Source organism: Planctomycetota bacterium (assembly GCA_016125255.1).
Lineage (GTDB): Bacteria > Planctomycetota > Phycisphaerae > Phycisphaerales > Zrk34 > RI-421.
Genome location: WGMD01000006.1, coordinates 170,518 through 192,918, shown reverse-complemented (window position 1 = coordinate 192,918; position 22,401 = coordinate 170,518). Strand labels below are relative to the sequence as shown.

The following is a 22,401-nucleotide window of genomic DNA, read 5'->3' as shown; positions in this document are numbered from 1 at the left end:
CCTCTCAAGCCGCTTGCGGCTTAGCACGCTTCCAATCACCCCGCCAGCGTGGCGAGCGTGCGCGCCAGGACTTCGACGCCGCGCGCGATGTGTTCGGGGCTCGCGTATTCATCAGGCCGGTGCGACACGCCGCCGCGGCAGGGGATGAAGATCATGCCGATCGGGCACAGGCGGGCCATGAACAGCGAATCGTGATACGCCCGGCTCACGAGCTTCATGCTCGATGCGCCCGCCCCTTCGCAGGCGGCTTGCACGGCGTCGATGACGAAGTCCGCGCAGGCGGCGGGGGGGTCGGCGTTGCGTGTGGTGAAACGGACTTTGACGCCCCGGCGGGAGGCGAGCACGTAGGACCCGGCGACGAGGTCTTCGATGAGCCGGTCGCGCCGCTCGCCGTCGATGTCGCGGATGTCGAAAGTCATGGCGGCGCGGAACGGGATCGAGTTCACGGCGGCGGGCTCGACGCGAATCTGCCCGCAGGTGCCGACGGTGTCGGGGCTCGCCGCATTGGCGAGCCGCTCGAGCATCAAGACGATCTCCGCCGCGGCGCAGAATGCATCATGGCGATCGCGCATCATCACGCCCCCCGCATGCCCGCCTTCGCCGTCGACGACGACATCGAGCGTGGCCGGCGCGGCGATGGCGGTGACGATCCCGATGTCGAGGTTCGCCGCTTCGAGGCGCGGGCCTTGTTCGATGTGAAGCTCGACGAAAGCGTGGTAATGATCGGCGGACAGCCGCACCTTCGACATGTCGCCGCGGAACCCCGCGGCGGTGCGGACCTGATCGTAGTGATGACCCTCCGAATCGGTCAGGGCCGAAAGCTGCGCCGGCGAGAGTACGCCGCTCATCGTCCGCGAGCCGGTGCAGCCCATGGCGAAGCGCGTCGGCTCCTCGCTGGTGAACATGATCACGTCGATCGAGCGGCGCGGTTTGAACCCGGCGGCCTGAAGAGCGCGGATCGCCTCCAGCGCCCCCAGCACGCCGACCGTTCCGTCGTACATCCCCGCATTGGGAATCGCATCCGTGTGCGACCCGCTGCCGATTCCCGGAAGCGACGGCTCCGTGCCGGTCCAGCGGGCGAACGTGTTGCCGATCGGATCGACATGCACGGACAGTCCCGCCGCCTCGTAAAGCGCGCGAAGCATGGCGCGACCCCGGCGGTCCTCCTCGCTGAACACGATGCGCGTCACCGCCGGCGCGGGATAGCTGCTGATCTTCGCCAGCGCGTTCAGTTCCCCCAGCAGCCGCTCGATGTTCACATGTGGCTTCACGACATGGCGTCCCGGTTGACGTTCTTGGAATATAGGTACTGCGCCGGCGCCTTGCCGATCGCACAGAACCATTGCGGACAGTAGGGCCCCATCCAGATCGAATCGCCCGCCTCGACGGGGAACCATTCGTCGCCGAGCCGATACACGCCGCGCCCGCGCGTCATGTACAGCCCATGCTCGAACACATGCACCTCGACGAGCGGCAGCGCCGCGCCGGGGTTGAACGTGAACAGATTCACCGCCAGGTCATACCCCGGCTCGTCCGGCAACAGATTCGCCAGCATCGCATCCGGATCGCCCATGAACGGTTGTGCCTTGCGATCGGCCGCCCGCCCGACCAACGCCTTCGGCGGCGCGACGCCTTCGCGCGCTTGGTACCGGTACTCGAAGAGGATCAGCGAAGCGACGTTGTCCGTGGTGATCTCATGCGGCGCGTCCGGCGGCAGGTACGCATAGCCCTGTGCATCGAGCGCATGCTTCTTCCCATCGAGCGCGAGCGTCGCGGCCCCATCGCGCACGAACACGAAGCGCTCGACGCCCGGCTGCGGCGGGGCCGACACGGAGCCGGGGCCCATCATGGCGATGTACTGCGTGAACCCCGCGCCCATCGCCGGCGAAATCAGCACGACGCCCTGCGTCTGCCTCCAACCCGGCAGCGCCGCGATGACATGCGAATCCGGCCCGATCATCGCATGATCGCGCGCGACGCGGCTGCGCGTCTGACCCAATGGTAACGTCATGGTTGTGGCTTCCTCGTGTGTTCTTCGGCAATCCGCCCGATGCATCGCACGATCACATCGATCGCGACCGCGACATCGCCCGCCTCGACGCGCTCCGAGGGATGATGGCTCACCCCGCCGGGATGGCGCACGAACAGCATGCTCACCGGCCCCAGCGCCGCCATCGGCACCGCATCGTGTCCCGCCCCGCTGGGCAAAACCGGCGCTTCGCACCCCGCCGACTTGGCCGCAGCGGCAAGACACGCGCGGAGTCGATCGTCCATCTTCACCGCCGCCTGCGAGCGGGATTCATCGATGGTGAACGTCACGCGCGCGGCGCTTGCGAGCCGCCTCGCCTCATCGATCAGGCGGGTCATCGCCGCTTCGCGCGCCGCGTCGAGCGGATGACGCACGTCCAGCGAGATGGTCGTTGTTTCGGGAATGACATTCGTCGCGTTGGGCAGATTGTCGATGCGGCCGATCGTAACGCGCAGGTCGGGGTCGGACTGGCTCATGTCCGACGCGGCGGCGATGAACCGGCTCGCGGCGACGAGCGCATCGGCGCGGTCGGCCATCGGCGTGGTCCCGGCGTGCGCGGCCCGGCCGTGGAACGAGAGCCGCAGACGCGACTGGCCGGCGATGGCGCTGACGATGCCGACCGGCTGCCCGAGCGATTCGAGCACGGGGCCCTGTTCGATGTGCGCTTCGATGTATCCGATCAGGCGGGCGCGATCATAGACGGCGTCGGCGATCGCGCCGGGGTTGAGGCCGTAGCTTGCGATCGCCTCATGCATGGCGACCCCGGCGTCATCGACGCGGTCGAGCCAGGCGGGGTCGAACGTGCCCGCGAGGGCGCTGGAGCCGATGTAGCTCAGGCGATAGCGCACGCCTTCTTCTTCACTGAAGGCGACGACGTCGACGTGAAACGGCAGGGGGATGTCGCCGAGTTGTTCGACGGCGGCGAAGCCGATGACGATGCCCAGCGCCCCGTCATATCGGCCGGCGTTGGGGACCGTATCGAGGTGCGATCCGATGAGCAGCACGGGCGCGTTATCCGAGGCGGCGGGGCGTCGGGCGATGAAATTCCCCGCCGCGTCGATGCGGCATGAAAGGCCCCGTTCGTCGGACCATTGGGCGAGCAGATGGTGCGCCGCTTTCATGCCTTCGCCCAGAAAAACACGCGTCAATCGATCGGCGTCGTCGGAGCAGCCGGCCAGATCATCGCAAAGCCCGAGGGCCGTCACGCCGACCGAGGCGTCGGCGGGAAAAGCATTTGGGTGCGACGACAATGTTTTGGCGCACATATCGGCGTATGATAGCAGGGATGGGCCTGACGGGTAGAGGCGTCGGACCGGTTATGACATGACGCGCGACGAGATTCACTTTCACATCAACGGCCAACCGCATCGCATTCACGCAGGCGAAGCGACACTCACACTCTCCGACTACCTCCGTCGTCGCCGCAACCTCGTCGGCACGAAAATCGTCTGCAGCGAAGGCGACTGCGGTGCGTGCACCGTGCTGGTCGCGCGACTCGACGAGGACGCCGAGCCGACCTACCGCCCGGTCGATGCGTGCATCACCTTCCTCTTCCAGCTTGACCACACGCACGTCCTCACCGTCGAAGGCCTCGCCGAATCCGGACGGCTCAATGTCGTGCAGCAGGCGATGGTTGATGGCCACGGCTCTCAGTGCGGATTCTGCACGCCGGGCTTCGTCGTCACGATGACCGGCCTGTGCGAAGATGCTCATCGCGCCGGTCAGCAGCACATCGAACCCGAGCAGCTCCGCTACGGCCTGACCGGCAATCTCTGCCGCTGCACAGGGTACGTGCAGATTGTCGAAGCCGGCGCGAAGATCGATGCGGCGGGCGGCACGCCGTTGTGCAAACGCTACCCCGTCGCGCCGATGCGCGAAGCGTTCGCGGGTGATGAACCGAGCGTGCGGCTCACCGAGGGCGACATCGACGTGTGCATCGCCGCATCGATCGACGAGGCCGCCGCGTTCATCGCCGAGCGGCCGGGCGCGCGGATCGTCAGCGGGGCGACGGACGTCGGCGTGGCGGTCAACAAGAACCGATACGCGCTCAATCATGTGCTGTGCCTCAACGGCATCGCGGCGATGAAGCGCGTGGCGTATGACAATGGCGAAATCGTCATCGGCGCGGCGACGCCCTGGAGTGATGTGCTGACCTTCTGCCGCGAAGGATTGCCTGAATTTGCCGAGGTGCTCGATGTGTTCGGCGCCCCGCAGATTCGCAACGCCGGCACCATCGGCGGTAACATCATCAATGCCTCGCCCATTGCCGATGCCCTGCCGCTCTTGTTCGTCACCGAGGCGCAGCTCACGCTTGTCAGCACGGCGGGCCGGCGCGTCGTGGCGATCAATGACTTTTACGTCGGTTACAAGAAGTTCGACCTGCGCCCGGGCGAGCTGCTCGTTGAAGTCCGCCTGACGCGCCCCAAACCGAATCAGCGCCTGCGACTCTACAAGGTGTCCAAGCGCCGCGACCTGGACATCTCGACGTTCACGGCTGCGATCCTTCTGACGATGAACGGGCCGATTATCACGGATGCGGCGCTGGCCTACGGCGGCGTCGCGCCGGTGGTGCTGCGCCTGCCGAAAACCGAGGCGGCGCTGCGCGGGCAGGCACTGAGCGAATCGCTGATGCTCGAAGCCGGGGCCATCGCGCAGCGGGAGATCAAGCCGATCAGCGATGTGCGCGGGTCGGCGGACTACCGGCTTGAGCTGGCGCGCACGATTCTACTCAAGGCGTATCACGACATCGCACCGGCCGACGCATCGGCGACGCCGGCGTAAGGAAACGCACTGACCATGCCCACTTTCGGCAAACCCATTCCGCACGACTCGGCGACCGGCCATGTGACCGGCTCCGCGCTGTTCATCGACGATTGCCCGCCGATGTCGGGCGAATTGTTCGTCGATTTCGTCGGCGCGCCGTGTGCGTCGGGTGTGATCAAACGCATCGATGTGTCGAAGGCGCTGTCGGCGCCGGGTGTGGCGGCGGTTTTGACGCACGAGGACATTCCGGGCCGCAATCTGTGGGGCCCGATCTTTCATGACGAGCCGATTCTCGTCGCCGATCGGATCAGCTATCTGCATCAGCCGGTGGCGATCATCGCCGCCGAGTCGCGCGAGGCGGCCCGAGCGGCGCGATCGCTGGTGACGATCGAGGTGGACGAGGACAAGCCGATCCTGACGATCGACGAGGCGATCGAGCGCGAGAGCTTTCTGGCGTCACCGTTGAAAATCGAGCGCGGCGATGTCGAGTCGGCGCTGGCAAGCGCCCCGCATACGCTCAGCGGCGTGTTCCGCAACAAGGGGCAGGAACAGTTCTATCTCGAATCGCAGGCGGCGATCGCCTATCCCGGCGAGGACGGGCAGGTGCGCGTCGTCAGCTCGACGCAGAATCCGACGGAGACGCAGATCGTGCTTGCGGAAGTGCTCGGCGTGCCGATGAGCCGGGTGGTGTGCGAGTGCAAACGCATGGGCGGCGGGTTCGGCGGGAAAGAGACGCAGTCAGTACCCGCGGCGTGTTTCGCGGCACTGGTCGCGATGCGGACGGGGCGATCGGCGCGCGTGGTGTACACCAAGGACGACGACATGCACATCACCGGCAAGCGCCACGCTTATCGCACCGGCTATCGCGTCGGCTTCGATGAAGACGGTCGCGTGCTGGCGGTGGATTTCGATTTCGTCTCCGACGGCGGGGCGTTCTGCGATCTGTCGACGTCGGTGCTGGAGCGGACGCTGCTGCACTCGGACAATGCGTACTACCTGCCGACCGCCCGGCTGCGCGGGTGGATCGCGCGGACGAACACGCCGCCGAATACGGCCTTCCGCGGGTTCGGGGGGCCGCAGGCGATCATCGCCATCGAAGCGATCATGAGCGACATCGCTCACGCCCTCGGCCGCGATCCGGCCGACATACGACGCATCAATCTCTACGGCGAAGCGCCGCGGAATGTCACGCCCTACGGCCAGATCGTCCGCGATCACGTCATCGTCGAGACGGCCGACCGGATTCGACAGACGAGCAACTACGACACCCGCCGCCGCGCGGCGATGGACTTTAACGCCCGCTCAAAGACGCACCTCAAGGGCGTGGCGATGACGCCCGTGAAGTTCGGCATCTCGTTCACGACGCGCTTCCTCAATCAGGGCAACGCGCTCGTCAACGTCTACGAAGACGGATCGGTACAGGTCTCGACGGGCGGGACGGAGATGGGGCAGGGGCTTAACGTCAAAATCCGCCAGATCGTCGCGGACGAATTCGGCATCGCCGTCGAGCGTGTGCAGATGATGACGACTTCGACGGAAAAGAACGCCAACACCTCGCCCACCGCCGCCAGCGCCAGCACCGACCTCAACGGCACGGCGGCGGCGAACGCTTGCGAAGAGATCAAGGCGCGCATGGCCCAGTTCGCCGCGACGTTGCTGGCCGCGCCGCAGCGGGGGCTGACCGCCGAACCGGCGGCGATCCGGTTCGCGGACGATCACGTCCATGACGAGCGCGATCCGTCGCAGCGCATCGCCTTCACGAAATTCTGTCACGCCGCACGCCGGGCGCGCGTCGATCTGGGCGCGCGCGGTTTTTACGCCACGCCCGGCGTCGACTTCAACCGGCAGACCGGGCAGGGTTCGCCCTTTCTGTATTACACCACCGGCGCTGCCGTCGCCGAGGTGACGATCGACCGCTTCACCGGCGCGACGGTCGTCGATCGCATCGACGTATTGATGGACATCGGCCGGTCGATCAATCCGGGCGTCGACCGCGGACAGATCATCGGCGGGTTCGTGCAGGGTATGGGCTGGTGCACGACGGAGGACCTGTGCTACGACGCTCGGGGCGAGCTGCTTTCGCATTCGCCGACGACGTACAAGATTCCCGATATCACCGATATTCCCGCGGTTTTCAACGTCGACACGATCGGCAATCCGCGTCATGTGGTGAATATCCGGCGATCCAAAGCCGTGGGCGAGCCGCCGCTGATGCTGGGCATCTGTGTCTGGGCGGCGGTCAAGGAAGCGCTCAACGCGCAGTCGAAAAACGGACCCGTGGCGTTGCCGGCGCCGGCGACGGGGGAAGTGGTGCTCATGACGCTTGCCGGGATCAGGAACGGATTGTGTCATGCGGCGGGCGCGGGATCGGTCGGAGTGTGAGCAAATCCATGCGTGACTGGAATCTGATGGAAGTGATGCTCGATCTGCGGCGGACGGGGACGCCGTTCGTGGAGACTACGCTGGTCGAAGCGCGCGGCTCGACGCCCGCCGACGCGGGGAGCCGCATGATCGTCACGGCCGACGGGCTGCTCGCCGGGACCGTCGGCGGCGGGCGCATCGAAGCGAAGGCCATCGAGTTCGCGCAGCGGATGCTCGCCGATCGGGCGGTGCCGACGCAGTGCGTTGAGTGGAATCTGAAAAACGATGTGGGCATGACCTGCGGCGGGGTCGTGCGGGTGTACTTTGAGGCGTCGAACCTGCTCGATTGGAAGATCGTCATTTTCGGCGCGGGGCATGTCACGCAGGCGCTGGCCCGGCTGCTGGTGACGATGCCGTGCATGGTGCGCTGCATCGACCCGCGCGGGGAGTGGCTGGAGCGCCTGCCGGCGGGCGTGGCGCGCACGCGCACCGACGATCCGCCGGGCGAAGTGGAGAAACTTAGTGACGACTGTTTCGTGCTCTGCATGACGCGCGGGCACAAGAGCGATCTGCCCGTGCTTGTCGAAATCTTCCGGGAAAATCGCGTATTCGCCTACCTGGGCGTCATCGGCAGCGCGTCAAAGGCGGCGGTGCTGCGACGCGAGATCGGCGAAGCGGGCGTGCCGGCGCAGCGAGTGCAGTTTCATTGCCCGATCGGGTTGCCCATCGGGTCGAACCATCCGTCGGAGATCGCGGTGAGCATCGCGGCGCAGCTTCTGGAAGTGCGCGGGCGGGGAATAGGTCGAGGGTCTGTTGATGCGTGAACGGATTGCGGGTCAGATTGTGGATGCGACGACGCGTCGTATCTTTGCGGGTGTGGTGCATGTCGAGGACGGGCGCATCGCGGCGATCGAGGAAGGCGGCGATGGCGGGGCGTACCTGATGCCGGGGTTTGTTGATGCGCATGTGCATGTGGAAAGCTCGATGCTCACACCGGCGATGTTCGCCGCGGCTGCTTCGGTGCACGGCACGGTGGCGACGGTCAGCGACCCGCACGAGATCGCCAACGTGCTGGGCGATGCGGGCATCGAGTTCATGCTCGCCGATGCGGCGCGCGTGCCGCTCAAGTTCATGTTCGGCGCCCCGGCGTGCGTGCCGGCGACGCATTTCGAGACCGCCGGCGCGACGCTCGGCGTCGAGGCGACGCGCCGCTGGCTCAACGATCCGCGCATCGGGTATCTGAGCGAGATGATGAACTGGCCCGGCGTACTGTCGCGCGATCGGGAGGTCATGGCGAAGATCGAAGCCGCAAAATCAGCGGGCAAACCCGTCGATGGCCACGCGCCCGGCCTGCGCGGCGAGCAGGCCAAGCGCTATCACGAAGTCGGCATCAGCACCGATCACGAATGTTTCACGCTCGCCGAGGCGCTCGACAAGCTGGCCGCCGGCGCGAAGATTCTCATCCGCGAGGGCTCCGCCGCCCGGAATCTCCAAGCGCTCTGGCCGCTGGTCGGCACGCACCGCGGGCGCGTCATGCTCTGCTGCGATGACAAGCACCCCAACGATCTGGTGCACGGGCACATCAACGACATCGCGGCCCGTCTGATCGCGTACGGCATCGATGTGTTCGACGTGCTCGCCGCGGCGTGCATCACGCCGGTCGAACACTATCGTCTGCCGGTGGGCCTGCTCCGCCTCGGCGATCCGGCGGATTTCATCGAAGTCGAAGACCTGAAGCGATTCAACGTGCGGCGGACATGGATCGACGGGAAACTCGTCGCGGAAGGCGGTTCGTCGCGCATGACCGTCGCGCCCGCCGAGCCGATCAACCGGTTTGAGGCGAAGCCGACGACGCCCGCCGACATCCGCATCGCAGCCCGGTCGTCGCGCGTGCGCGTGATCGTCGTCGATGACGGTCAGATCGTCACGCGCCGCAGCGTCGAAGCGGTCAAAGTCATCGATGGCGCCGCGGCGGCGGATGCGACGCGCGATCTTTTGAAAATCGCCGTGGTCAATCGATACAAGCCGGCCCGACCGGCGGCGGCGTTCGTGCAGGGGTTCGGCCTCAAGCGCGGCGCGATCGCCGGCTCGGTCGCACATGACTCCCACAATATCATCGCCGTCGGCGCGGACGATGCATCGCTCCGTCGGGCGGTCAATGCGGTCATCGAACGGCGCGGCGGCCTGGCCGTCGTCGATGGCGATCAGACGCATGCGTTGGCGCTGCCGGTGGCGGGATTGATGTCCACGCAATCGTGCGGCCAAGTGGCGAAACAGTATGATCTACTCGAGACCGCGGCGCGGTCGCTGGGTTCGACGCTGCGCTCGCCGTTCATGACGCTCAGCTTCATGTCGCTGTTGGTCATTCCCACGCTCAAACTGAGTGACAAAGGGCTTTTCGATGGGGAAAAGTTCGCGTTTGTCGATTTGTTTGCGTGAGCAGAAAAACAGGCCGCTCGTTCGACGGGCTCACGACAAGAAGCGGCCTCGCTAAACGATTAGGTTTTGGCGGGGATGTCGGCGAGGACTTTCTTGAGGGCTCCGACGACGGTGTCGACGTTCTGTTTCGTCGAGCCGTGGCCCATCAGGCCGATGCGCCATGCTTTGCCCGCCAGATCGCCGAGGCCCGCGCCGATTTCGATGTTCATCTCATTGAGCAGACGCGCGCGGACCTGCTTGTCGTCGACGCCCGCCGGGATGGCGACGGGGTTGAGCATCGGCAGACGATGGCCCTTCTGATTCGTGAACGGCAGGCCGAGCGGCTTGATCTGCTCGGCGAGATAAGCGTGCGTCTGGCGATGGCGCTCGAATCGCTTCTCGAGCCCTTCTTCGAGCACGAGGCGCAGGGCCTCATGCAGCGCGACGTTCATGTTCACCGGCGCGGTGTGATGATACGCCCGGTTGCCGGTCCAGTAGTTCATGAGGAACGTCATGTCCAAATACCACGACTGAACCTTCTTCTTCCGCGCCTTGATCCGCTCGATCGCGCGCGGCGAGAAGGTCACCGGGCTGAGCCCCGGCGGGCAGGACAGGCACTTCTGCGTCCCCGAGTAAGCCGCATCAACGCCCCATTCGTCGATCTTCACCGGCGCACCGCCCAGACTCGTCACGCAGTCGATGACGAACAGCCCGCCGACGTCATGCACCGCTTTGCCCAGCCGATCGAGCGGCTGATGCGCCCCGGTGGACGTTTCGGCATGCACGATGGCGAAGAGGTTGGGCTTGACCTCCTTGATCTTTTCGATGAGCGCCTCCTGATCGAAGACGGTGCCCCAGGGGGCTTCGATCTTGACGACGTTCGCGCCGCATCGGCCGGCCTTGTCGGCGAGGCGACCGCCGAAGACGCCGTTGACGCAGATCAGCGCGGTGTCGCCGGGCTCGAGCAGGTTGACCATCAGCGCCTCGGCCCCCGCGCTGCCGGTGCCGGAGACGGCGAGGGTCAGCTCGTTGGTCGTGTCGAAGACCTTCATGAGCATCTGGCGCGTTTCGTCCATGATCTTCATGAACGCCGGGTCCATGTGTCCGATCGTCGGCTGCGCGAGCGCGGCGAGCACGCTGGGCGGAACGGGGCTGGGGCCGGGACCGAGCAACAGACGCGAGGGAGTGACGGGCATGTGAACGCTCCATGGAGATTGCCGAACCAGTACAACAGTATAACCGACGGGTTAGCGCATCTGCGATTGGCGTCGATATCGGCCGGGCGTGATGCGCTCGGTCCGCTTGAACAGGACGCTCAGGTATTCGGGGTGCGCGAAGCCGGTCAGCCGGGCGATGCGGTCCAGCGGCAGTTCGGTCCCGGCGAGCAGTTCCTTGACGCGCTTGAGCTGCGCCCGGCGAATCTCGGCATGAGGCGATCGGCCGAGCTGCTCGCGGAAGCGCCGCTCCAGCGTCGTGCGCGACACCGCCAGCTCTTCGAGCAGTTCCTCCACGCTCAAACCGAAACTTGCCCGCTCGCGGATGATCCGCAGCGACTCGGCCACCAGCGCATCCTCGATTGCCAGCACATCCGACGACTGCCGCGTCACGACATCGAGCGGCTCGATCAGCAGGGACGACGCCTTGACGTGCCGACCGTCCATGAGCCGGTCCAGCACGCCCGCCGCCTCGTACCCGACGCGCGCCGCATGCGGCACGACGCTCGACAGCGGCGGGCGACCCAGACTGCAAAGCAGCTCGTCATTGTCGCACCCGATGACCGCCACCGTTTCGGGGATCGCCAGATTCGCCCGCGCTGCGGCGTCGAGCACATGCTGGCCGCGCAGATCGTTGGCCGCCATGATGCCGACCGGCTTCTTGAGTCGGCGAAGCCAGCGCTCGATGCGCCGCTGCTCGACGACCCACGACCGGTCCCGCCGCCCGCTCCATGTCGATCGGTAGCTGTGTACGTCATGACCGGTCGCGGCGATCCGGTTCTTGAATCCGTCATGGCGCAGCTCCGACCATCGGTGATCGGAGAACCCGCAGAATGCGAAGCGGCGAAATCCGCGGTTGAGCAGATGATCGGCGGCGAGGCGGCCGATGGCGGCATGATCGGATTCGATGCGTGGCACGCCCGGGCGCGGCTCCTCGATGTCGCTCAGGTCCACGATCGGTTGACGCCGGGGATCGATCGCCAGCAGCGATCGGCGGGTGCGACAGATGATCCCGTCGCCGCGCCAGGTCGCCAGCCAAGCCGGCGGGCGTGCGAACAGATCGCTCTGATCTAAAAAGATTGACCAGGGCCGATGCGTCTGCACATATCGGTTGACGCCCTCCAGCAGCCGCCGGCCGTAGATGCTCGACGTTTCCACAATCAGCGCGACCTGTCGGATATGCGGCATACAAGGAAATACTATGCCGTATGTCGTCATCCGGCTGAAATGAGTGAATTGCCCGTTCATAAGTGCAGAACGATCGAATCAGACGTGGCAAAGGATCTCAAAATATATGACGGCGATCTCAATGCGGCCGTTGTGTCGTGGTCGTAGCATGTCTCGATATTCAGATGAGGCCCCCTGTTCTGGAGCACATGATGCGAATGCGGCGGATGCTTGCGGCTGTGGCGATGTCGATGACGGCGACGGCGATCGCGCGGGGTGCGGGCCCGGCCCCGGAGGCGTGGTCGCCGGCCAAGGCGACGATCATGACACGATGGGCGAAGGAAGTTTCGCCGGACAACGCGCTCGTCGAGTATCCGCGGCCGCAGATGGTGCGCGAGGCGTGGACGAATCTGAACGGGCTGTGGGACTACGCCATTGTCGAAGCGGCGGCGGAGGCGGCGCCCGCGTCGTGGGACGGGCGGATTCTCGTGCCCTTCGCGATCGAGTCGGCGCTGAGCGGCGTAGGCAAACGCGTCGGGCCGGGCAAGGCGCTGTGGTATCAGCGCACGTTCGAACGGCCGGCGACCACGGCGGGCGGACGGCTGCTTCTGCACTTCGGCGCGGTCGACTGGCAGGCGACGGTGTGGGTCAACGGCACGCAAGTCGGCGAGCACCGCGGCGGGTATGACCCGTTCACGTGCGACATCACCGATGCGATCAAGGGCGATGGGGCGCAGACGCTGACGGTGCGCGTGTGGGACCCGAGCGATGCGGGGGCGCAGCCGCGCGGCAAGCAGGTCGAGCGGCCCGAAGGCATCTGGTACACGCCGGTCACGGGCATCTGGCAGACGGTCTGGCTCGGGCCGGTCCCGGCCAGCTACATCCAGTCACTCAAGATCACGCCGCACCTCGCCGCCAAGACCGCGGAGATCGAAATCGGTGCGAGCGCCGCCGGCCAGACGGCGATGATCGATCGCGTCGAATTGCCCGGTATTTCAGGCGTCAAAGTCGAGACCACCACCGATCCGACACGCGTGATCATCCGTCTCGAAAACCCGCGGACATGGTCGCCGGAAGATCCGTATCTGTACCCGGTGAAGATCACATGGAAAGGCCCCGACGGGAAGACGGACACGGTCGAAAGCTACTTCGGCATGCGCTCGATCGAGATGAAGAAGGACGAAGCGGGCTTCAACCGCATGTTCCTCAACGGCAAGCCGGTGTTCGAGTACGGCCCGCTGGATCAGGGGTGGTGGCCTGATGGTCTGTACACGGCTCCGACGGACGCGGCGCTGCGTTCTGACATCGAGGTGACGCGGCAGATGGGCTTTAACATGTGTCGCAAGCATGTGAAGGTCGAGCCGGCGCGGTGGTACTACTGGGCGGACAAGCTGGGGCTGCTCGTGTGGCAGGACATGCCGTCGATCATGCAGCGCGGCAAGCGCATGCAGGCGGGCAGCGGTTCGCACAAGGATGTGAGCTTCACGCCGGAGGAGCACGCGACGTACATGAGCGAATGGGAAGCGATCATGGCCGCGCTGCACAATCATCCGAGCATCGTGGTGTGGGTCCCTTTCAATGAAGGATGGGGCCAGCATCAGACGAACGAGGTGATTGAGTGGACGATGCGGCGCGATCCATCGCGCCTCGTCGACGGGCCCAGCGGATGGGAGGATCTGGGGGCGGGGTCGATGAAGGACATGCACAATTATCCGGGGCCGGGGATGTTCGCGGTGATGGACGAGCGGATCAGCGTGCTGGGCGAGTTCGGCGGGCTGGGGCTTCCGGTGAAGGATCACCTGTGGCAGCCGGATCGCAACTGGGGCTACCGGACGTACAAGGACTCGGACGAACTGGGCGATCACTATCGGCAGCTCATGATCAATCTGCACCGTCTGATCGGCAAGGGCCTCGCCGCCGCGGTGTACACGCAGACGACGGACGTCGAGGGCGAAGTCAACGGGCTGCTGACTTACGATCGCGAAATCTGCAAGATCGGCGTGGAAAAGCTGGCGAAATGGAATGCCGAGCTATACATGCCGCCGCCGATGGAAAAGACGATCGTGCCCACCAGCGCTGAAGCGCCGCAGCAGTGGCGCTACACGACGACTGCGCCGGCGGACGATTGGATGAAGCCGGACTTTGACGCATCCAACTGGCACGAAGCGCCCGGCGGGTTCGGCACGCCCGAGACGCCCAACACCACCGTCCGCACGCGCTGGGACACGCCCGACATCTGGATCCGCCGCACCGTCGAACTCGACGCCGGGGCGGGCGAACTGATGCTTTCGATCTATCACGATGAAGACGCGGAAGTGTTCATCAACGGCGTTCCGGCGACGACGGTCAAGGGTTTTGTCACCAACTACGTGACGATGCCCCTCAGCGCGGCGGCGACGGCGGCGCTGCGCGAGGGCCGCAACGTCATCGCCATTCATTGTCATCAGACCGGCGGCGGGCAGTACGTCGACGCCGGGCTCATTCGCCTCGTTCCGCAAGGCGGCCGCTGACCTAATGCACGACGAAGCGGGAAAATCCGTGACCCATGATGCGCGACTCGCGGCGCTGATCGCGCGCGCGGAGGCGGGGTTCATGCATCGCTTCGGCCGTGCGGCGACGTACATCGCGGCGGCGCCGGGGCGCGTCAATCTCATCGGCGAGCACACCGACTACAACGACGGCTTTGTGCTGCCGATGGCGATCGATCGCTACACCGTGCTCGCGGCAGACCGGACGACGCACGGGCAGGTCCGCTTCGCGAGCGCCTTGGGCGAGAGCGAGGCGGCGGTCGATGTGAAGACCTTTGACCATGAGGGCCAGCCGGCCTGGTCACGTTACGCGATCGGACCGTGGGCCCTGATGGCGCAGCGGCGCATCGTCGGGGGTGCGGCCGATGTGTGGATCGAAACGGATGTCCCGCTCGGCGGCGGGCTCTCGTCGAGCGCGGCCCTGGAAGTAGCAACGGCGACGCTCGTCGAAGCGCTCGGCGGCGCCTCGCTTGATGCGATGGACAAGGCGAAACTTTGCCAGCGGGCCGAGCATGAATACGCCGGCATGCCGTGCGGCATCATGGACCAGACCGTCAGCGTGCGGGCGCGTGCGGGGCATGCGCTGCTGCTCGATTGCCGCAGCGGCGAGGTGGAGCACGTGCCGATGCTCGATCCGGGCGTTTCGGTGCTGGTGGCCAATACGAATGTGAAGCACGCGCTGACGGAAAGCGAATATCCGACGCGGCGGCGGCAATGCCGCGCGGCGGCGGAGGCGCTGCACATCGTGTCGCTGCGCGATGCGGACATGGCGATGCTCAATGCGGCGACGTCGGCGATGGACGATGTCACCTATCGCCGGGCACGGCACATCATCACCGAAACCGCGCGGACGCAGGACGCGGCGGCGGCGCTGCGCCGCGGCGACTGGCGAGCTATGGGCCGGCTCATGGATGCGTCGCACCTGTCGATGCGTGATGACTTTGAGATCAGTTGCGATGAACTCGATCTGATGGTCGATCTCGCTCATTCGATCGGGATCGACGGCGGCGTGTTCGGCAGCCGCATGACCGGCGGGGGATTCGGCGGGTGCACCGTCTCGCTGATCGCCGCCGATCATGCTTCTCGCATCATCGATCAAATGCACCGCGCCTACCTCGACCATACCGGTATCGAGCCGACGCTCTTTCTGACTCACCCCGCCCGGGGCGCGCACATGGTGCGCCGCCCCCGGCTTCCCGCACAGGAGCAAACCTCATGAACTTCCGAACCCGCATGCTCGCCTTGACCGTGGCCCTGTCTCTGCTCGCCGGTTGTAACAAGGAACCGGCTTCCTCAACTGGAAGCGGCGGGGGAATGAGTGCGGCGAAGAAACTCGTCGTGGGCTTCTCGCAGATCGGCGCCGAGTCGAACTGGCGCACCGCCGAAACGCAATCGATTCAGGGCGAAGCCCAGAAGCGCGGTGTCGAACTCAAGTTCTCCGACGCGCAGCAGAAGCAGGAAAATCAGATCAAGGCGCTCAATGCGTTCATCGCGCAGGGCGTGGATGCGATCATTCTCGCGCCGGTGGTCGAGACGGGGTGGGAGCCGGTGCTGGGCAAGGCCAAGGAGCGCGGCATTCCGGTGATCCTCGTCGACAGGGGCGTGAGCGTGAGCGATGCCAGTCTGTACGCGACGCTGATCGCTTCGGATTTCGTGAACGAAGGCAAGATGGCGGGGGAGTGGCTGGCCATGAAGATGGACGGCAAAGCGAATATCGTCGAGCTTCAGGGCACGGTCGGGGCTGCGCCTGCGATCGATCGCAAGAAGGGCTTTGAGGAAGCGATCGCCGCGCATCCGGACATGAAGATCATCCGAAGCCAGAGCGGCGAATTCACACGTGCAAAGGGAAAGGAAGTGATGGAGGCGTTTCTGAAGTCCGCCGGCGACGAGATCAACGCCGTGTACGCACACAACGACGACATGGCGCTGGGCGCGATCCAGGCGATCGAGGAAGCGGGCAAGAAGCCGGGCGTGGACATCATCGTCGTGTCGGTCGACGGCGTGAAGGCGGCGTTCGAGGCGATGGTGGCGGGCAAACTCAACTGCACGGTCGAGTGCAATCCGCTGCTGGGTCCGGCGGCCTTCGACGCCGTCGAGCAGGCGGCCGCGGGTAAGCCGCTGCCCAAACACACGGTCGTCGAGGACAAGGTGTTCGATCAGTCGACGGCGAAGGATGTCATCGGGTCACGCCAGTATTGAGGCGATGTGCGGAATGGCGGATACACCTCTCATCGAGATGCGCGGGATCGTCAAGACGTTTCCGGGCGTGCGGGCGCTCGACGGCGTCGACCTGACGCTGCGCCGCGGCGAAGTGCACACGCTCATGGGCGAAAACGGCGCGGGCAAAAGCACGCTCGTCAAAGTGCTCACCGGCGTGCACCGGCGCGACGGCGGAAGCATCCATTTCAAAGGACAGCCGATCGACCCGGCGAGCCCGCTCGACGCGCAGCGGCTGGGCATCGCGACGGTGTATCAGGAAGTCAACCTCGTGCCGGACTTGAGCGTGGCGGAGAACATCTCGATCGGGCGCGAGCCGCGGCGGATGGGGCTGATCGACTGGCGAGCGGTCCGTCGGCGGGGCGAAGAAGCGATGGCGCGGCTCGGCGTGAGCATCGACGTGCGGCAATCGGTGCGAAGCTGCTCGATCGCGATTCAGCAGATGGTCGCCATCGCCCGGGCGCTGGATCAGAACGCCTCCGTGCTCGTGCTCGACGAGCCGACGTCTTCGCTGGACACCGCCGAGGTCGCCGAGTTGTTTACGGTCATGCGGCGGCTGCGCGGCGAGGGACTGGCTATCGTCTTCATCAGCCACTTTCTCGAACAGGTCTACGCCATCAGCGACCGCCTCACCGTGCTGCGCAACGGCAAACTCATCGGCGAGTACGCGGCGGCGAAGCTGCCGCGGCTGCAGCTAGTGTCGAAGATGATCGGGCGGGAGCTTGAAGCGGTTGAGCGGATGGAACAGCGCCATGCGACCCCGGCGACGACGACGGAGACGCCCGTGGTGCTGGAGGCGAAAGGATTGGGGCGGCGTCATAGCGTGACGTCGATGGACCTTCAGATGCGAGCGGGGCAGGTCGTGGGGCTGGCGGGTCTGCTCGGATCGGGCCGCACCGAGACCGCGCGGTTGATCTTCGGCATCGACGCGCCGCAGGAAGGGTCGATCACGATCGATGGCAAGCCCATGCATCGTCACACGCCGCGCGCCGCCATCCGTCACTGCATTGCGTTCACGCCCGAAGACCGCAAAGTACAAGGCATCGTGCCGGAGTTGAGCGTGCGGGCGAACATCGTGCTGGCGCTTCAGGCGCGGCGCGGCTGGCTGCGTCGCATTGGCAGCCGGGACGCCGAGGCACTGGCGGAGCGTTTCATCAAGGCGCTGAACATCGCCACACCCGACGCTGACAAACCCGTCGGCCAGCTTTCGGGGGGCAATCAGCAGAAGGTGATTCTGGCGCGCTGGTTGGCGATGGATCCGCGCGTGCTGATTCTCGATGAACCGACGCGGGGCATCGACGTGGGCGCCAAAGCCGAGATCGAGAAGCTGATCGCCTCGCTGTGTCAGCGCGGCATGGCGCTCCTTTTCATCTCCAGCGAAATCGAGGAAGTCGCCCGCGATTCGCATCGGGTCATCGTGCTCCGCGATCGCAAAAAAGTCGGCGAACTGACCGGCGGCGACATCACCCTGCCGAAGATCATGCAGTTCATCGCGGCGCGACATGCGGAGAGCGCCGATGCGTGAGTCGATGGGCAAACTCATCTGGCCGATCGCGGCGCTGGGCGTCCTGCTCGTGTTCAACGCGCTGGTCAACCCGGCGTTCTTTCACATCGAAATCATCGACGGCCGCCTCACCGGTTCGCTTGTCGACGTGCTCGATCGGGCGGCGCCGGTGCTGCTGGTGTCGATGGGCATGACGCTGGTGATCGCGACGGGGGGTGTGGACCTTTCGGTCGGCGCGGTGATGGCGATGGCCGGTTCGCTGGCGGCGGTGCTGCTGGCGCAGCATGGCGCGAGTCTGACGATGGCGATTACCGTGCCGCTGATCGTCTGCACGCTCGCGGGGGCGTGGAACGGCTTGCTCGTGTCGACGGCGGGGATTCAACCGATTGTGGCGACGCTGATTCTGATGGTCACCGGACGGGGCATCGCGCAGCTTCTGAGCGACGGACAGATCATCAGCGTCGCCGGTCACGCCGGCTTCACATTCATCGGCGGGGGCGACCTGTTTGGACTTCCGTTCACCGTGACGATCGTCGTCGTCATGGCGATGCTCACGGCCGGTCTGACGCGCATGACCGCGCTGGGCCTGTTCATCGAATCCGTCGGTGGCAACGAAACCGCCTCTCACTACGCCGGCCTGAACGTCCGCCTGATCCGTTTCATGGTTTATGCGTTCACCGGCCTGTGCGCCGGGATCGCCGGTCTGATTTACGCATCCGACATCACGGCCGCGGACGCCAACAACGCCGGTCTCTACATCGAGCTCGACGCCATTCTCGCCGTCGTCATCGGCGGCACGCCGCTTGTCGGCGGACGTTTCTCGCTCACCGGCTCGCTCATCGGCGCCCTGATCATTCAAACGCTCACGACGACGATCCTCATGACACGCTTCGGCGGGCAGAGCATCCCCACCGAATATAACTTCATCATCAAGGCTCTCGTGGTGCTCATCGTGTGCCTGTTCCAATCGGACGTGCTGCGGTCGATGGTGTTTCGTCGAAAGGTGCGGGCATGAAACGATTGCCGACATGGATGCGATCGCCGACTGTCGCCACAGCGTTGGTCTTTGTCGTGCTCTACGCGTCCGCATCGCTGGCGTATCCGGGGTTCTGCTCGTGGTTCGGGTTCACTTCGATGTTCGCGGAGAACGCTTCGCTGGGCATGGCGGCGATCGGCATGACGTTCGTCATCATCTCCGGCGGAATCGACCTGTCCGTCGGCGCGGTGATCGCGCTGGCGAGCATCTTTCTGGCCAAGTGTCTGGTGGTCTGGCACATGCCGGTCGTGCCGGCGGTGTTGCTTGTCATGGCGCTGGGCGCGGGATTCGGCGCGGGTATGGGCGCGATCATCCGCTGCTTCCGATTGCCGCCTTTCCTCGTGACGCTCGCGGGGATGTTCCTCGCACGCGGCGTCGCGCTGGCGCTGACGCCGCAAAAGCGATTGGAAATCCGCGGCGTGCCGGCGTTCGATGCGCTTGTCCGTTTCGGCATCGTCGACTTCAACTTGCCGGCGATCGTGTTCATGATCACGATGGCCGGCGCGATGGTGCTCGCATCGATGACGCGATTCGGACGCAACATCTACGCCATCGGCGGCAGCGAATCGTCGGCCATGCTCATGGGCCTGCCTATCGGTTCGACCACGATCCGCATCTATGCTTTGAGCGGCCTGTGCGCCGCGATCGGCGGAATCATCCACGCCGTCGGCACGCAGGCCGGCGACGCCTCGGCGGCTTATCTGATGGAACTCGACGCCATCGCCGCCGTCGTCATCGGCGGCACACTCCTGTCCGGCGGCGTCGGGCACGTGGCGGGCACGCTTCTGGGCGTGCTCATCCTCGGCGTCATCACCACGATCCCCAACTACCAAGGCAACCTCAATACATGGTGGACGAAGATCGCCATCGGCGGATTCCTCCTGATGTTCATCCTGCTTCAGCGCCTGCTCGAGCGCAGCACACGCGCGACATAACGGTCCCGCGGAGTCGCCCACCGCGATCATCAATTGAACGGCATGGCAGATCGTATCCCATGATGCTTGAGAGAGTTACGATTGAAATCAACAGGCGGCGGTGACCGGAAAAATTCTTCCCGCCAAGTGTCACATCCCGTGTCCAGCGGGAGATTTACTAGCGAGGTTCTTCGTTCGATTCAGCGGCAAAGTATTGAGGCGTGACAGTCAGCATGTCGCAGGAAGCTCAGGAAATTCTCGCCCGGGAGTGGGTCAAGTCGCAGCGCTTGCTCACGGGTTATCTGCACGCGGCTCTGGGGGACTTTCAGAAATCGGAGGAAGTCGCGCAGCGCATCGCGGTGGTGGCGGTGCGGCGAGCGGCGGATTACGACCCGCAGCGGCCGTTCGTGCCATGGCTCTTGGGCATCGCCAAGCTGGAGCTGCTCAAGTTCAGTCGCGACCAGGCGCGGGATCGTCATCAGTTCACCCCCGATCTGCTCGACCGATTGACCGCCAATTACGTCGAAGCGGCGCCGCAACTCAAGTCGATGGAGCAGGCGCTGCGTGAATGTCTGAAGCAGGTTCCTGACCGTGCGCGTCAGGTGCTGGACATGCGATACAACCAGGCGATGCACACGCTCGAAATCGCCCGGCAGGCGCGGACCACCGACGCGGCGATCCGGGCGCTGCTCAAGCGCACGCGCCACATGCTCAAACGCTGCATTCAGTCCAGTCTGGGATGGGAGTCGACGCAGTGAATCGTCCGCTCAAGGACATGATCGACGACTTCCTTGACGGCGCATTGAGCGACGACGATCGCGATCTGTTCAACGCCGCGCTCGATGATGATCGGGCAATGCGCGATTTCATCTTCGCCAATCACCTGCACGCGCTCATTTACGATGCGATGAGCGAATCGGCGCCGCTGGCGAAGATCGAAGACGCGGATACGGAGCCGCAGGTGATCGTGAAACGCGCGTCGATGTTCGGCGTTCGGTTCTGGGGATTGGCGCTGGCCGCCGCGGTGACGTTGGCGGCGACAGTGTGGTTCGCCATGTCGCCCGGCCCTTCGAATGCCGTGTCTCGATCAACGCCGCCGGCGGGGTTGGCGATTCTAACGAACTTGGAAGATGCGGTGTTTGACGAGTCCGGCGACGCAAACGGGGTCGAGTCGCCCAAACTCGGCCACGAATTGTCGCATGGGCCGATTCGCCTCGTTTCGGGCAAGGCGCAGGTGATGTTCAACTCGACCGCCGTGGTCGATCTGGCGGGGCCTTGCGAGTTTCGCATGGTCGGTCCCAATCGCGGGCGGCTCACGAGCGGGCGCGTCGAAGCGTATGTCCCCGAGCGGGCGCACGGCTTCGTGGTGGAGTTGGCCGGTGATGCACGCATTGTCGATCTGGGCACGCGCTTCGTCGCCGATGTCAGCAATGACGGCGTGAGCATGCTGCACGTCACCGAAGGTAAAGTGCGGCTGGAGACGCGCGACAACCAGTATGTGCTCGCGGCGGGCGATGTGCGACAGATCAGCGCCGGCGTCGCCCGCAATTTCTCGGATGACGTGCTGCTCATGAATCCCGTGGCGTACTGGCGGTTCGATGCGGCGGAGGACGGGCGGGCGATCGATCTGATCGGCCTTCGCCGCGCGTCCTTCAACGGCACGGCCCACATCGCCGACCCAGACGACGATCGCAGTCTCGTGCTCGACGGCCGCGGCTATCTGACCCTCGACGCCGATGACGCACTGAATCAGATCGGCAACCGGCTGACCGTCGCTGCATGGGTCCGGCTCAACAGCCGCGAGCGTCAGGCGATCGTGCACAAGTGCTATGACGTCGCGTCCTACTCGCTGGAGATATTTGACGAGCATCCGGCCTTCGTCGTGATGCAGAAGGGGCAACACAAGCCGATTCACGTGGGCGCGAGCGAATTGATGCCGGTGGATCGATGGGTGTTCCTGGCCGGCGTTTACGACGGCAGGACGGTCGCGCTCTACGTCGACGGCCGGCGCGTCGCCGAGGAGTCCGCCTCGCGCAGTCTGCCGGTGAATGTGTCGCGCGGTCCGATCTACGTCGGCCGCCGCAGCGATCGTGATGCGGACTACGTCGATGGGCGAATCAGCCGACTGGCGATCTTCGACGCGGCCCTGTCGCCCGAGCAGATCGCGACACTAAGCAAGCAGACGCTTGAACCTACGGAAGCGCCGACGAAGTTCGACGCAGGAAAATGAGACCTCTTTGAAAGGAGCGA

The 22,401-nt window shown here is 65.2% G+C and carries 17 protein-coding genes; 12 read left to right on the top strand and 5 right to left on the bottom strand.

Annotated elements, in window-relative coordinates:
* Nucleotides 1-35: 35 nt before the first annotated feature.
* The 3 genes from GC162_07500 to GC162_07490 are packed head-to-tail and all read right to left on the bottom strand — an operon-like array spanning nucleotide 36 to nucleotide 3,294.
* The gene (locus GC162_07500; GenBank protein MBI1368485.1) at nucleotides 36-1,343 is read right to left on the bottom strand and encodes a hydantoinase/carbamoylase family amidase; all 1,308 of its coding nucleotides are present in this window, start codon (nucleotides 1,341-1,343) and stop codon (nucleotides 36-38) included.
* Nucleotides 1,268-2,011 carry a (S)-ureidoglycine aminohydrolase gene (locus GC162_07495; protein ID MBI1368484.1) on the bottom strand — a complete coding sequence of 248 codons (744 nt, stop codon included), beginning with the start codon at nucleotides 2,009-2,011 and terminating at the stop codon, nucleotides 1,268-1,270. Before GC162_07495 ends, GC162_07500 begins: the two co-directional genes overlap by 76 nt.
* Entirely contained in the window at nucleotides 2,008-3,294 is a 1,287-nt protein-coding gene (locus GC162_07490; GenBank protein ID MBI1368483.1) for an allantoate amidohydrolase, read from the bottom strand. The genes GC162_07495 and GC162_07490 overlap by 4 nt, the downstream gene beginning before the upstream one ends.
* 58 nt (nucleotides 3,295-3,352) lie before the next feature.
* On the opposite strand from GC162_07490, the gene GC162_07485 reads away from it, so the two are divergent.
* From GC162_07485 to ade, 4 genes are read left to right on the top strand one after another with little or no spacing between them, the layout of a single operon-like run.
* On the top strand, nucleotides 3,353-4,810 hold the full coding sequence (locus GC162_07485) for a 2Fe-2S iron-sulfur cluster binding domain-containing protein (GenBank protein MBI1368482.1): 1,458 nt from the start codon (nucleotides 3,353-3,355) through the stop codon (nucleotides 4,808-4,810).
* 15 nt (nucleotides 4,811-4,825) lie between these two features.
* Nucleotides 4,826-7,174, top strand: a complete 2,349-nt coding sequence (gene xdhB / locus GC162_07480) for a xanthine dehydrogenase molybdopterin binding subunit (protein ID MBI1368481.1) — start codon at nucleotides 4,826-4,828, stop codon at nucleotides 7,172-7,174.
* Nucleotides 7,175-7,182: 8 nt separating this feature from the next.
* Complete coding sequence (gene xdhC, locus GC162_07475) at nucleotides 7,183-7,977, top strand: xanthine dehydrogenase accessory protein XdhC (GenBank protein MBI1368480.1); 795 nt, start codon at nucleotides 7,183-7,185, stop codon at nucleotides 7,975-7,977.
* A complete protein-coding gene (gene ade / locus GC162_07470) occupies nucleotides 7,970-9,592 on the top strand; it encodes an adenine deaminase (GenBank protein MBI1368479.1) in 1,623 nt (540 codons plus the stop codon). Before xdhC ends, ade begins: the two co-directional genes overlap by 8 nt.
* A gap of 59 nt (nucleotides 9,593-9,651) precedes the next feature.
* Here the strand turns inward: ade and GC162_07465 are convergent, their stop codons facing one another.
* Nucleotides 9,652-10,767 (bottom strand): aminotransferase class V-fold PLP-dependent enzyme, encoded by a 1,116-nt coding sequence (locus tag GC162_07465; protein MBI1368478.1) that lies wholly within the window; start codon nucleotides 10,765-10,767, stop codon nucleotides 9,652-9,654.
* 51 nt (nucleotides 10,768-10,818) lie between these two features.
* Entirely contained in the window at nucleotides 10,819-11,973 is a 1,155-nt protein-coding gene (locus GC162_07460) for a helix-turn-helix domain-containing protein (protein ID MBI1368477.1), read from the bottom strand.
* 197 nt (nucleotides 11,974-12,170) lie between these two features.
* Between GC162_07460 and GC162_07455 the strand changes: the two genes are divergently transcribed.
* From GC162_07455 to GC162_07420, 8 genes are all read left to right on the top strand, one after another.
* The gene (locus tag GC162_07455) at nucleotides 12,171-14,462 is read left to right on the top strand and encodes a beta-galactosidase (GenBank protein ID MBI1368476.1); all 2,292 of its coding nucleotides are present in this window, start codon (nucleotides 12,171-12,173) and stop codon (nucleotides 14,460-14,462) included.
* A gap of 4 nt (nucleotides 14,463-14,466) precedes the next feature.
* Entirely contained in the window at nucleotides 14,467-15,699 is a 1,233-nt protein-coding gene (gene galK / locus GC162_07450) for a galactokinase (protein ID MBI1368475.1), read from the top strand.
* Nucleotides 15,696-16,679, top strand: a complete 984-nt coding sequence (locus GC162_07445) for a substrate-binding domain-containing protein (protein MBI1368474.1) — start codon at nucleotides 15,696-15,698, stop codon at nucleotides 16,677-16,679. Before galK ends, GC162_07445 begins: the two co-directional genes overlap by 4 nt.
* A gap of 13 nt (nucleotides 16,680-16,692) precedes the next feature.
* On the top strand, nucleotides 16,693-18,222 hold the full coding sequence (locus tag GC162_07440) for an ATP-binding cassette domain-containing protein (protein ID MBI1368473.1): 1,530 nt from the start codon (nucleotides 16,693-16,695) through the stop codon (nucleotides 18,220-18,222).
* A 4-nt stretch (nucleotides 18,223-18,226) separates the two neighbouring features.
* Nucleotides 18,227-19,216, top strand: coding sequence for an ABC transporter permease (locus tag GC162_07435; protein ID MBI1368472.1), 990 nt, complete (start codon nucleotides 18,227-18,229; stop codon nucleotides 19,214-19,216).
* On the top strand, nucleotides 19,213-20,172 hold the full coding sequence (locus tag GC162_07430) for a sugar ABC transporter permease YjfF (protein MBI1368471.1): 960 nt from the start codon (nucleotides 19,213-19,215) through the stop codon (nucleotides 20,170-20,172). The genes GC162_07435 and GC162_07430 overlap by 4 nt, the downstream gene beginning before the upstream one ends.
* 212 nt (nucleotides 20,173-20,384) lie before the next feature.
* Nucleotides 20,385-20,909, top strand: a complete 525-nt coding sequence (locus GC162_07425; GenBank protein MBI1368470.1) for a sigma-70 family RNA polymerase sigma factor — start codon at nucleotides 20,385-20,387, stop codon at nucleotides 20,907-20,909.
* On the top strand, nucleotides 20,891-22,381 hold the full coding sequence (locus GC162_07420) for a hypothetical protein (GenBank protein ID MBI1368469.1): 1,491 nt from the start codon (nucleotides 20,891-20,893) through the stop codon (nucleotides 22,379-22,381). The genes GC162_07425 and GC162_07420 overlap by 19 nt, the downstream gene beginning before the upstream one ends.
* Nucleotides 22,382-22,401 lie beyond the last annotated feature (20 nt).

Bases quoted from the DNA above. Each gene is read 5' to 3' on its own strand.
- GC162_07500 (MBI1368485.1), bottom strand. From the start codon at position 1,343: ATGGTTCTGTGCGATCGGCAAGGCGCCGGCGCAGTACCTATATTCCAA.
- GC162_07495 (MBI1368484.1), bottom strand. From the start codon at position 2,011: ATGACGTTACCATTGGGTCAGACGCGCAGCCGCGTCGCGCGCGATCAT.
- GC162_07490 (MBI1368483.1), bottom strand. From the start codon at position 3,294: ATGTGCGCCAAAACATTGTCGTCGCACCCAAATGCTTTTCCCGCCGAC.
- GC162_07485 (MBI1368482.1), top strand. From the start codon at position 3,353: ATGACGCGCGACGAGATTCACTTTCACATCAACGGCCAACCGCATCGC.
- xdhB (MBI1368481.1), top strand. From the start codon at position 4,826: ATGCCCACTTTCGGCAAACCCATTCCGCACGACTCGGCGACCGGCCAT.
- xdhC (MBI1368480.1), top strand. From the start codon at position 7,183: ATGCGTGACTGGAATCTGATGGAAGTGATGCTCGATCTGCGGCGGACG.
- ade (MBI1368479.1), top strand. From the start codon at position 7,970: ATGCGTGAACGGATTGCGGGTCAGATTGTGGATGCGACGACGCGTCGT.
- GC162_07465 (MBI1368478.1), bottom strand. From the start codon at position 10,767: ATGCCCGTCACTCCCTCGCGTCTGTTGCTCGGTCCCGGCCCCAGCCCC.
- GC162_07460 (MBI1368477.1), bottom strand. From the start codon at position 11,973: ATGCCGCATATCCGACAGGTCGCGCTGATTGTGGAAACGTCGAGCATC.
- GC162_07455 (MBI1368476.1), top strand. From the start codon at position 12,171: ATGCGGCGGATGCTTGCGGCTGTGGCGATGTCGATGACGGCGACGGCG.
- galK (MBI1368475.1), top strand. From the start codon at position 14,467: ATGCACGACGAAGCGGGAAAATCCGTGACCCATGATGCGCGACTCGCG.
- GC162_07445 (MBI1368474.1), top strand. From the start codon at position 15,696: ATGAACTTCCGAACCCGCATGCTCGCCTTGACCGTGGCCCTGTCTCTG.
- GC162_07440 (MBI1368473.1), top strand. From the start codon at position 16,693: ATGGCGGATACACCTCTCATCGAGATGCGCGGGATCGTCAAGACGTTT.
- GC162_07435 (MBI1368472.1), top strand. From the start codon at position 18,227: ATGGGCAAACTCATCTGGCCGATCGCGGCGCTGGGCGTCCTGCTCGTG.
- GC162_07430 (MBI1368471.1), top strand. From the start codon at position 19,213: ATGAAACGATTGCCGACATGGATGCGATCGCCGACTGTCGCCACAGCG.
- GC162_07425 (MBI1368470.1), top strand. From the start codon at position 20,385: ATGTCGCAGGAAGCTCAGGAAATTCTCGCCCGGGAGTGGGTCAAGTCG.
- GC162_07420 (MBI1368469.1), top strand. From the start codon at position 20,891: ATGGGAGTCGACGCAGTGAATCGTCCGCTCAAGGACATGATCGACGAC.